Source organism: Xanthomonas dyei, from assembly GCF_002939865.1.
Classification (GTDB): domain Bacteria; phylum Pseudomonadota; class Gammaproteobacteria; order Xanthomonadales; family Xanthomonadaceae; genus Xanthomonas; species Xanthomonas dyei.
On the sequence record NZ_MDEE01000003.1, the window covers coordinates 123,093 to 133,805 of the forward strand.

Below are 10,713 nucleotides of genomic sequence, written 5' to 3' on the forward strand. Positions count from 1 at the left end.
GCCGATAGTGTCTAATATCGCACCTCATTGCACCCCCAAACCCGTGAGCCTTCCCGATTCCGATCTCCGTCCGGAGCAAGAACCGTTGCCCGACGACGGCACCGTGGTCACCTCCGGGCCGTTGACGCCACCGCCGGATTCGGCGGGAACCACGGCCGACGACCACGCGCATCATCATTCGGTGGCCGAGGACGTGCAGGGCATGGTGCTCGCCACGCTGGTGGCCTCGCTCGGCCTGGCGATCTTCGCCAAGGGCGGGCTGATGATCGGCGGCATGGCCGGTGTCGCCTTCCTGCTGCACTACGCGTTGCATTGGAATTTTGGCCTGGTGTTCGTGCTGGTCAACCTGCCGTTCTACTGGTTGAGCGTGCGCCGCATGGGCTGGGAATTCACCCTGAAGACCTTCGCCGCGGTCGGTGCCTGCGGCGCCTTGACCGACCTGCTGCCGCGCTGGGCCGAATACGCGCACATGCGCACCGCGTTTGCGGCCATTGTCGGCGGCGCGCTGGCCGGGCTGGGTATCCTGTTCTTCATTCGCCACCGCGGCAGCCTGGGCGGAATCGGCATCCTGGCGGTGTATTTGCAGCGCGAACGCGGCTGGAGCGCAGGCAAGGTGCAGATGAGCTTCGATGCCATGCTGATGCTGGTCGCCTTCTTCGTGCTGACACCGGACAAGGTGCTGTATTCGGCGCTAGGCGCGCTGATGCTGAGCCTGGTGCTGATGTTCAACCACCGCCCGCACCGTTACATGGGCGTGTGATCTGCCAGGCGACGTCGTCGTTCCCCATGTAGGAGCGCACCTGGGCGCGATGCAGCTTTACCGATAACCCGTGGTGCCCGGGTTCCACCGGCAATCGGTGTGCAAGTTCAAGCGTTGCATCAGCCTGCGTGCGCCGAAGAGCGCATGCACGTCATGCCGTTGTCGACGTAGCACTGCGCACTGCGTGTTTGGGTGCGCATGCGCCCATGCGGGCCAGATCGTCCGGTTCCTCGCCACGTGCCAGGCCTCGATGCAGGTTGCCTCGCGACCCAGCGCGGCGTCGCTATCACTGCTGGCGTAGCGTTGCGCATCGCCATGCAGGCCTGGAGAGACGAAGTCAGCGCTGACATTGGACGCATCGCCATCGCGTGGCAGCTGGCCTGGACAGCATCAAGCAGCGCTCGCAGTCTCCACGGCCACGTTCGGTGGCTACTCTGGCTGCGTAGTCGCGGTTACCACCGCCACGCTGGCTCGCTCGCGTCTTGAACCCAGCGGCAGGGTCGCGACTTGAGTGCCGGGAGCGTCGTACAACCACAGCGCACAACACCCTTCGGGGGAGGTCAGATAGCTGCTGCGAAAGGCCACAATGCTGGCGCTGTAGCACGCCTGGCCGCGCCGCACACGAAAGTCGGCGACATAGTCGAAGGTGTAGTGGCCCGCATCGTGCCAGGGCCATTGATCGGCTTCGTCGGGATCGCCGCTGGTCTGCGCCGGGCAGCGTGCAGCAGGGTCCGGTGCACGCTGCGTGCCGTCCGGTGCGAACGCAAGCTGCTGCAGCTGCGCGTTGACGGCTGCCTGTAGTTGCGGGTGTTGCGCCAGCCAGTGCGATGCCTGTTGTTCTTCGGCGGTGGCACTGGCTGCTTGGCGCGATGGTGTCGCCAGCGTGTGCCGGTAGCGATAGCGCACCTGCAGTACTTGCGTCTCCACGCGTTCGCCGGGCAAGGACAACGGGCGCGATACCGTCACCGTATCCTGAAAATAATCGCCATCGCGGTAGGCCGCGTAGCTTTTGCCATCGATGCGCAGCCAGTACAAGGCCTGATCGCTGCCGCGGCCGTTGATGCTGAAGCTGCCGGGCGTGCCATCTGCGTCAACTGCAGTGGCGACTGCCGGGCGGAAGCCCTGCGCGCGGTCGTAGCGCAGCACGGAGATGTCGTTGAAGAGTCCGGTGCCGCCGACATATGCATCGTCTATCAGATCGCGCTGACCGTCTTCGTCCAGGTCGGCCAATGTGTAGTGGTGATTGCCATTTTCAGCGATGTCGTTCTCTGCACTGGCACTGGTGCTGCGGTAAGCCTGCACTGCCAGCCACTCCGCATCTGTCACACCCACTGGCTGCACGGCTGGGGGTGCTTCGGCATCGTCGCTGTCGTCCGGCCTGCCGAGATCGAAGCTGAGCCCGGTGGTGTCGGCATGGCGCTGCAGCACGGTATCGATCGGGATGGGGTTGCCGATTGGCTCGGCGACGATTTCGCGCCGCAATTGTTCCAGTACCTGCGAGACCGTCGCGGTGGTTGGCGGGGCCGCATGTGCCTGGAAAACCAGCCCGGCATGGGCGACGAGCACGAGCAGGCAGCCGTTGCGTGTCCTTGCCGACACAGGCGATGGCAGCATGCCGAAAGCGTGTCTGCCTCCGTGCTTGAACATCCGCGCGCTCATGCTGCCTGCATCCAGGCCGGTTTGAGTTTGGCGATGCGTTTGAACGCCGGGCATTGCGCGTGATGTGCGCCGGGCAGGTAGCCCAGACTCATCAGGAATTCGCCGGTGATTTCGCCGCCGGTGAAGCGGAACGTCTTCTTGAACAGTTTCACCCAGGCCGGCTTGTCGAGCGGATGCTGCGCATCCAGCCATTGCGCAAAACTGCCATGCGAACGGCGCAAGGTCTGGATGACCTGCGCGTTGTGGATGGCCGCCAGGATTTTCAGACGGTTGCGGATGATGCCGGCGTCGCTCATCAAGCGCGCAATCTCGGTGTCGCCATAGGCCGCGACGGTATCCACATCGAACCGGTTGTACGCCTGCTGAAAATTGCCGCGTTTGCGCAGGATGGTTTCCCAACTCAGGCCGGCCTGATTGATTTCCAGCACCAGGCGTTCGAACAGTTCGCGTTCTTCGCGCTGCGGAAATCCATATTCGTGGTCGTGGTAATGCCCGTGCACCGGGTGGCCGGGCGCGATGCTGCAGTAGCCGCTCATGGGTGAGGTTCCGGCCGGATGCCTACTTCGTTGGGTGTGATGTGGATGCGTCGGCCTCCAGGCAGCGCCAGGTCCGGCCAGCGATTGGGCCGCGTCTGTAGCTGACCATTGCGCAGCGCTTGGCTCACTTCGCTCATGGCCGCGCCGTCCAGGGAGTAGAGCTTTGCCGTACCGGCTTGATACCAACCACCGCCGTTGCGGGTCTGCAGCTCGCAAGCAACCACATAGTCGGCGCCGAGATTGCACAACAGCACATCGAGCTCGCCGTCGCCATCGAGGTCGCTGCTGCTGACAACGCAGTTGCTGTTGCCCTGCGTGCAGGCGCCCCAGAGCATCTTGGACCGCACCAGGTAGTGCCACCAGTCCGCTGGCGGCTCTGCCTGGCCGGCGGCTACGGTGACGTGCTTGCGGATTTGGGTCAGGTCGGTCAGCTGTTTGTCCTTCTGGTCTTCTACTGTCTCACTGCCTGCCCAGCGGCTGGTGCGTGCCAGTAACTGCTCCAGCTTTTGCTTGCGCTCCGGGCTGCCAGCAAAGGGGGGCGTCGCGCGCAGCGACTGCACGGCCAGATAGCCGCGGCGGCCATTGTCGAAACGCAGAAATTCCAGATTCTGTTGCAGGGTCTCGGGCGTGTCGTTGGCAAGGCGCTGCATCTGGCTCTGCACGGTGATGCGATACGGGTCGAGCAGCGGTGTATTGACCAGCACTGCCAGCCCGATCACCACCCACGATAGCGCCATGTTGCCGCCGGCCAGCTGCGGTAGCCAACGATCGGCGCGCGGCCGCAGCACCGCGAACGCATAGGCCATGGCATATGCCAGCGCCAGCGCGGCCAGCAACGCCGCGCAGATGCGTTCGCTGGTCCAGCCGTGCTGCGCAATGCGCAGACCCACCGCGTAGGCGGCCAGCGCCGCATGCAGCGGCAGGCTGAGCAAGCCGGCCTCGATCATCCGACGCAACCAGCGCGGATACGGCGGCAGCCCGCTGCCATCCTGGTACACGGCGTTGGTGAACAACACTAGCCCGAACACCAGGCTCAGCAGGATCGACGCCGCCGAACGGGTCTGCCAGAGCGCCTGCAGCCCGGTAAACGGCAGCACCAGCAGGAACAGCAGCGCGATGCCGGCCAGCAGCGGGAGCAGCCCGGTGCAGAGGGCGAACAGGATCTGCCGCATCACCTGCACCGCGCGGTGCTGGGTCCGCCCGATCAGGATGCCCAGCCCGGTGATGGCGCCGGTCGCCAGGTAGGCGAACGCCTGTTCGCGGAACAGTTCGGCAAAGAACCTGATCTTGACCAGCGCGAACAGGCTGGCCCATAGCCCCAGCACCATCCAGCACACGCCCACGAACAACAGCGCCAGTGCCAGGGTCAGGCCGTTCTGCCAGGCGTATTCGAACAGGTCGTGGTAGCCCGCCCGCCAATGGCCGTGCAGCTGCCGATGTTGCATCCAGGGCAGCGCGACGAACCAGCCGACCGTGATGGTGAAGCCGAACGGACCAAGCACCCGCGCGACCTGCAGGGCCGGCGCGCCAGTACTGCTCCACGCCGCCCAGCTGCCCAGGGCAGCCAACACCAGCGTACTTGCTGCCACGTGCTGCCACAGGCGCCAGTCGCGAAGATCCTGCACGCTCAGCAGTACCAGGCTGGGTACGATCGCCACCACGGTGTACCAGCAGATTCGGGCGCCCAGTTCGGTGAAGGGCCACACGCCCTGTTGTTGTCCCGCTGCGGCCAGATACAGCAGGCCGCCCTGCAAGAGCGCCACCAGTACGATCAAGACGCGGGTCTGGCGGGGCAGTGGCGTGTCGGAGCGCGCGGGTACGGTTCCAGGTGTAGGCAGCATCGTCGGTCCTTGGCATGCAATAGGCGGCAAGTATGGCAGCGGCCCTGCGCGCGGCGGAACGAACGGCTAGAATGCGGCCATGTCTGTTTTGCCCACGCCTCTGGCCAACCAACTGCTGATCGCGCTCCCGGCGCTGTCCGATCCCACCTTTTCGCGCAGCGTCGCGCTGATTTGTCAGCACGACGAAAACGGCGCGATGGGCGTGCTGGTCAACCGGCCGTCCGAGTACACATTGGGCGAAGTGCTGTCGCAAATGGGCATCGACACCGACGATGCGCAGCTGCGCGAGCAGATCGTGCTCAGCGGCGGGCCGGTGCACCCGGAGCGCGGTTTTGTGATCCACGACGATGCGCGCGAATGGGATTCCAGCCTGGAAGTGGGGCAGGGTGTGTTCCTGACCACGTCGCGCGACATTCTCGAAGCCATGGCCGCCGGCGAAGGCCCGCGCAATGCGCTGGTGGCGCTGGGCTGCGCGGGCTGGGGCGCGGGCCAACTGGAGTTCGAACTTGGCGAGAACAGCTGGCTGACCGCGCCATCGGATGCCAACGTGCTGTTTGCCACCGCGCTGGAAGATCGCTGGCAGACCGCTGCCGGGCGCATCGGCGTGGACCTGTTCCGGCTCACGGATTATTCCGGGCATGCCTGAGGCGGGCGCACTCCGCCCCGATGGCACGGTGCTGGGCTTCGACGTGGGGTCGCGCCGGATCGGTGTGGCGGTCGGTACCCCGCTCGGCGCCGGTGCGCGTGCGGTCGCGGTCATCAATGTGCATGACAACGGCCCGGACTGGGTCGCGCTGGATCGCGTGCACAAGGAATGGCAGCCGAACGGCCTGGTGGTCGGCGACCCGCTCACCCTGGACGACAAGGACCAACCTGCACGCAAACGCGCGCATGCCTTCGCCCGGCAATTGCGCGCGCGCTATGCGCTGCCGGTCGTGCTGATCGACGAGCGCTCCAGTTCGGTCGAAGCCGCGCAGCGGTTTGCGCGCGAACGCGCCGATGGGCGCAAGCGCCGCCGCGACGCCGACGCGCTGGACGCCATGGCGGCGGCCGTGATCGTCGAACGCTGGTTGGCCGCGCCCGACCAAGCCACTCTTCTCCCTTGATTCCCGACCTGCGATGACCACCATGCAACTCGATTCGGACGGACGCCTGCGTCACCTGCTCACCCTGGAAGGACTGCCGCGCACCACGCTGCTGCAACTGCTCGACCGTGCCGGCCAGATCCGCGATGCCGCGGTCGGCCGGGTCGGCAAGCGCAGCGTGCTGGCCGGCACTGCGGTGTGCACGCTGTTTTTTGAACCGTCCACGCGCACGCGCAGTTCATTCCATCTCGCCGCGCAGCGCTTGGGCGCGGACGTGCTCAATTTCGATGCGTCCACCTCCTCCACTCGCAAGGGCGAGACCGCGCGCGACACCTTGAAGAATCTCGAAGCGATGGGCGTGCGTGGCTTTGTCGTGCGCCACCCGGATGACGGTGCGGTGGAAGCGCTGGCCGCTGCCGCAGGCGAGGGCACCGCGTTGATCAACGCCGGCGACGGCCGCAGTTCGCATCCCACCCAGGGCTTGCTCGACATGCTGACCCTGCGCCAGGCCAAGGGCACCGATTTTTCCAAGCTCAAGGTCGTGATCGTCGGCGACGTGAAGCACTCGCGTGTGGCGCGCTCGGACCTGCATGCACTGCGCACGCTGGGCGCTGGCGAGATCCGCGTGTGCGGCCCGGCCAGCCTGCTGCCCGATGACGACATGCTGGACGGCTGCGTGGTCGGCCAGGATTTCGACGCCATGCTGGAAGGCGCCGACGCCCTGATGATGCTGCGCCTGCAACGCGAGCGCATGGAAGAAGGCCTGGTGCCGTCGCTGGAGCACTACCACAGCGACTACGGGCTGACCCGCGAGCGTCTGGCGCGCGCCGGCCGCGATGCCGCGGTGCTGCATCCGGGTCCGATCAACCGCGGGGTGGAAATCACCGACGAGGTCGCCGACGGCGCGCAATCGTGCGTGCTGCGCCAGGTGGCCAACGGCGTCGCCGTGCGCATGGCGGTGCTGGAAACCCTGCTGGGCTGATTGCCCGCACTGCGCTCGCAGGCACCGCGCGCGCAGTGCCTGCGAAAGATCCACCGAACACCGAACACCGAACACCGAACACCGGGCGCAGCGACAGCCGTCGCAGCGCCCGCTCTTTTTCTGCACGCAGGCACGTATCCCGGCGCTGTCATGTCTTCGAGCATAGGAGCCCGCCAGCATCGCTGCGCAGCCACCAGCCGCACGTGGCCTATCGTCCAAATCGAGCTCCGCCGTACCGATGCAGCGCCTCCTTCGCGATGCATCCCGTTGCCGCTGCTCGTCGCTTGTCTTCAGTCGCCGCCAACCTGACGTTAGCCGCGCGACCAAATTCGTGTGGCAGTGCACGCTCTTGCGATTCCCGATTCCCCGCAACAAGCACCAAGCCCTAACACCCGCTGGCCTAAGGTGGCGGTCCCTTTCAATCGCAGGAGATCGCAATGGGTATTTCGCGTCACGCCACCGCTCACTGGGAAGGCGACCTCAAGACCGGCAAGGGTCAGCTCAGCACGCCGCAGAGCGGTTTGATGGACAACACCCGCTACGCCTTCAGCAGCCGTTTCGGCGACGAGAAGGGCACCAATCCGGAAGAACTCATCGCGGCCGCGCACGCGGGCTGCTTCACCATGGCGCTGTCGGCGCAGCTGACCGAAGCCGGCTTTCCGCCGACCTCGCTGGACACCCGCGCAGACGTCGACCTGTCGATGGAAGGCGGCCCGCAGCTGTCGCAGATCCGTCTGAAGCTCAAGGCGGTGGTGCCGGGGATCGACGAAGCCAAGTTCCGCGAGCTGGCCGATACCGCCAAGAAGAATTGCCCGGTGTCCAAGGCGCTGAGCGCGGTGCCGATCAGCCTGGAAAGCGAATTTTCCAACTGATGCGTGTCAAGGCTGCGGAGCGTCGGCGGGCATGCCGGCGCGCGCAGCTGGCGGCAACCTGAATAGGCCTTTGTACGGCCTGTTCGGTTCAGGGCGGTTTCACCGCAACAGGCCGAGCATCGGCTGCGTGTCCTCCCTGTGAAGCTGCCGCAATGAAAACTCTTGTGCTTGGTGCTCTGGTAATGGGTCTGGCCGTGGCGGGCAATGCAACGGCGCAGCGCTACGACAGCGGCTACCGCGACAACGCGCGTGGCAGCTACGAGGACGGTCGTTACGAATACGCACGCGTCGTACGCGTGGACCCGATCATCGTGTCCGACTCCTACAATGAACGTAGCAGCGAGCGCTGCTACAACCGCCCGTCCGACGGCTACTACACCAGCAATGATGGCTACTACCGCGATGGCGGCAGTTATGGATCGCCCAATGCGTCCAACCGCGGCGTTGCCAGCGTCATCGGCGGTATCGCCGGTGCGGTGCTCGGCAGCCAGGTCGGTGGCGGTAACGGACGTCTGGTCGGCACCGCCGTCGGCACCATGGCCGGCGTGGCGGCGGGCCGCTCGATCTACGAGGCCAACCACCGCACCTATCAAGGCAACGTCAGCGTCTGCGAGCCGGTGGCGTACCGCACCACGCGCGAGCGTGTGGATGGCTACGATGTGACGTACGAATACGCGGGCCGTACTTACCACACGCGCAGCGATTACAACCCGGGTGACCGGATCCGTGTGCGCGTGGATGTCCGCCCCGACTGATTGATTGCGTCTGGGCTGGTTTTAAAAGAAACGCTGCGGGAGACCGCAGCGTTTTTTGTGTTGTGCGCCATGCAGTAGGCGAATATTTTGCGGATCGTGCTTGATGGCACCTCGCATTCGACAGACTGCAAATACGTCTGGGTTGTGCCGCCAAACGCAGGTGCGCCGTGCGTTGGGTGGTGATCGGGGCGAGTTCGCAGCGCTAAAGAAGTTTCCCGGTTTTACCTTGGAATACCTGCATCAGGCTCCGCGTGGACCGTGATGCCCGCAACGCTTAGCCCCAGTCCAAGGTCCCGCGAATCACCGTCTGTACCTGGCCGCCCGACCACACGTCGCCGTTGCTGTCGATGCGCAGTTCCAGCAAGGCATCGAAGCCGATCTCGCGGCCCTGGCTGACCACGTAGCGCCGCTCCTTGCCGGGCAGCGCGTGGCGGCTGTCCAGCCAGGCCGCGAGCACGGCATTGGCCGCACCGGACGCGGCGTCTTCAAAACGTCGGCCATTGCCCACAAAGGCGCGCACCGCCAGATCGTAGCTGCCGGCGTTGGCAGCACGCGCGTAGGCGAATACGCCCATGCTGCCGGTGGATTCGGCCAGTGCTGCGATCGCGTCCCAGCTCGGCTGCAGGCTGCGCAATGCCGCTTCGCTGACCAGCTCCACGACCCACCAGGTGCGGCCGCCATCCATCAGCGCGGGCGGCAGGGTGCCGAGCGACCAGCCATGCAGTGCATCGCGCAGGCGCGAGTCGTCGGCGTCCACCTGTTCGGCAACGCGCGCGCACGGCGTGCGGATGGCGATGCTGCGGTGGCCATCGATCTGCTCCACGCGCAGCGGCAACTGGCCGGCAATGCCATCCTGCACCAGCAGGCCATCGTCTGGCGCGGCCAGCCCGGCGTCGAGCACCGCATGCGCTGTGCCCACGCTGGGGTGGCCGGCGAAGGGAACCTCTTTTTGCGGCGAAAACATCCGTAGCCGGTAGCTGCTGTGCGCATCGGCTGCGGGAAACACAAAAGTGGTTTCCGGCAACTTGGTCCAGCGGGCGATCGCCTGCATCGCCGCGTCGTCCAGACCCTGCGCATCCAGCACCACCGCCAGCGGATTGCCGCTGCCGGGGCGGGCGGAGAACACATCCAGTTGCAGGAAACGGCGGGTGGTCATGGTGGCGGATCCGCGAACAGGGCGCGGCAGCTTACCAATCGATGCGGCCGTCGATCACCTGCAGCGTCGTTCCGCCAATCCAGACCTCGCCTGTGTCGTCCACTTCCATCTGGATGCGGCCATCGCGGCCGACCTCGCGGCCCTGGCTGGCAATGTAACGCGAGGCCTCGCCGGGCAGGCGGTTCTCGCCATGCAGGCGCGCGGCGATGCAGGCATTGGCGCTACCGGTGACCGGATCTTCGGGGATGCCGTCGCCAGGGCAGAACGCGCGCACCACCAGATCTGCGTCGCCGTCCTGCACAGGGGCATAAATCGCCAGCCCGGTGGCGGCGCTGGCCTGGGTCAGGCGGGTAATCGCGGCAAGATCCGGCGCGGCCTGGCGCACCGCCGCCGCGTCGGCCAGCTCCAGTAGCCACCAGTTCGGGCCGTTGTTCCAGAGTTCTGGGGGATGCTGCGCTATCTGCAATCCGGCGCTAGCTGCCTGCACTGCCGCCGCGTGGGTGTCGCCGGTTGCGACGATGTGCGCGCGTGGCGCGCGCAGCCGCACCTGCAAGGCGCCGTGGCGGTCGAACACGTCCACCGGCAGCACGCCGGCCGCGCATTGCTGGTGCAGCCGGCCATCGGCCTTGTATGCGGTCAGCCCGTGCGTTGCGGCGGCCCACGCCGCGCCGACGCTGGGATGGCCGGCAAACGGCAGTTCCGCGCGCGGGGTGAAAATGCGGATGTGATAGTCGGCATCCGGCACGCTGACCGGCACGAAAAAGACCGTCTCCGACAGGTTCAGCCATGCGGCGATCTGCTGCATCTGCTCAGTTGACAGCGCGCCCGCGTCGAACACCACGCCCAGCGGGTTGCCGGAGCCGGTGCGGCTGGCGAAGACATCCAGTTGCAGGTAGCGGTGCTTGCTCATGCGCGGTGCGATCTCGGTGGTAGGAACATTGCGGATGGTTGCAGCGCAAACCGGTGCCGCGATGCAGAGCGGCGCTGCGGAGTGCGACCGCACGCGGGGCCAGAGGCGCGCCATTGGCAGTAGAATCGGAGGTTCCGCCCGGCATCCCGGCTTCTTT

11 protein-coding genes are annotated in these 10,713 nt (G+C 66.0%); 6 read left to right on the forward strand and 5 right to left on the reverse strand.

Going from position 1 to position 10,713, the window contains the following annotated elements; genetic code table 11:
• The first annotated feature begins 85 nt into the window (after positions 1-85).
• Positions 86-760: a YitT family protein gene (locus tag XdyCFBP7245_RS04350; RefSeq protein WP_170068513.1), complete on the forward strand. Its 675-nt coding sequence runs from the start codon at positions 86-88 to the stop codon at positions 758-760.
• Positions 761-1,189: 429 nt separating this feature from the next.
• Here XdyCFBP7245_RS04350 and XdyCFBP7245_RS04355 read toward each other — a convergent pair whose 3' ends face one another.
• The 3 genes from XdyCFBP7245_RS04355 to XdyCFBP7245_RS04365 are packed head-to-tail and all read right to left on the reverse strand — an operon-like array spanning position 1,190 to position 4,796.
• Positions 1,190-2,374 (reverse strand): hypothetical protein, encoded by a 1,185-nt coding sequence (locus XdyCFBP7245_RS04355; protein WP_244907762.1) that lies wholly within the window; start codon positions 2,372-2,374, stop codon positions 1,190-1,192.
• Positions 2,375-2,415: 41 nt separating this feature from the next.
• Positions 2,416-2,955 (reverse strand): DNA-3-methyladenine glycosylase I, encoded by a 540-nt coding sequence (locus XdyCFBP7245_RS04360; RefSeq protein ID WP_104614553.1) that lies wholly within the window; start codon positions 2,953-2,955, stop codon positions 2,416-2,418.
• Complete coding sequence (locus XdyCFBP7245_RS04365) at positions 2,952-4,796, reverse strand: DUF4153 domain-containing protein (RefSeq protein ID WP_104614554.1); 1,845 nt, start codon at positions 4,794-4,796, stop codon at positions 2,952-2,954. Before XdyCFBP7245_RS04365 ends, XdyCFBP7245_RS04360 begins: the two co-directional genes overlap by 4 nt.
• Before the next feature lie 79 nt (positions 4,797-4,875).
• On the opposite strand from XdyCFBP7245_RS04365, the gene XdyCFBP7245_RS04370 reads away from it, so the two are divergent.
• The 5 genes from XdyCFBP7245_RS04370 (at position 4,876) to XdyCFBP7245_RS04390 (ending at position 8,490) form a co-directional block, all read left to right on the forward strand.
• Positions 4,876-5,442 carry a YqgE/AlgH family protein gene (locus XdyCFBP7245_RS04370; protein WP_046962721.1) on the forward strand — a complete coding sequence of 189 codons (567 nt, stop codon included), beginning with the start codon at positions 4,876-4,878 and terminating at the stop codon, positions 5,440-5,442.
• Positions 5,435-5,902 (forward strand): Holliday junction resolvase RuvX, encoded by a 468-nt coding sequence (gene ruvX, locus XdyCFBP7245_RS04375; RefSeq protein ID WP_104614555.1) that lies wholly within the window; start codon positions 5,435-5,437, stop codon positions 5,900-5,902. Before XdyCFBP7245_RS04370 ends, ruvX begins: the two co-directional genes overlap by 8 nt.
• A gap of 13 nt (positions 5,903-5,915) precedes the next feature.
• Positions 5,916-6,863 (forward strand): aspartate carbamoyltransferase catalytic subunit, encoded by a 948-nt coding sequence (locus XdyCFBP7245_RS04380; protein WP_104614556.1) that lies wholly within the window; start codon positions 5,916-5,918, stop codon positions 6,861-6,863.
• Positions 6,864-7,300: 437 nt separating this feature from the next.
• Entirely contained in the window at positions 7,301-7,735 is a 435-nt protein-coding gene (locus XdyCFBP7245_RS04385; RefSeq protein WP_005992502.1) for an OsmC family protein, read from the forward strand.
• A 152-nt stretch (positions 7,736-7,887) separates the two neighbouring features.
• Entirely contained in the window at positions 7,888-8,490 is a 603-nt protein-coding gene (locus XdyCFBP7245_RS04390) for a glycine zipper 2TM domain-containing protein (RefSeq protein ID WP_170068507.1), read from the forward strand.
• A 274-nt stretch (positions 8,491-8,764) separates the two neighbouring features.
• Here XdyCFBP7245_RS04390 and XdyCFBP7245_RS04395 read toward each other — a convergent pair whose 3' ends face one another.
• Both XdyCFBP7245_RS04395 and XdyCFBP7245_RS04400 read right to left on the reverse strand, forming a co-directional pair.
• Positions 8,765-9,646, reverse strand: a complete 882-nt coding sequence (locus tag XdyCFBP7245_RS04395; RefSeq protein WP_104614558.1) for a PhzF family phenazine biosynthesis protein — start codon at positions 9,644-9,646, stop codon at positions 8,765-8,767.
• Positions 9,647-9,677: 31 nt separating this feature from the next.
• A complete protein-coding gene (locus XdyCFBP7245_RS04400; protein WP_104614603.1) occupies positions 9,678-10,556 on the reverse strand; it encodes a PhzF family phenazine biosynthesis protein in 879 nt (292 codons plus the stop codon).
• Positions 10,557-10,713 lie beyond the last annotated feature (157 nt).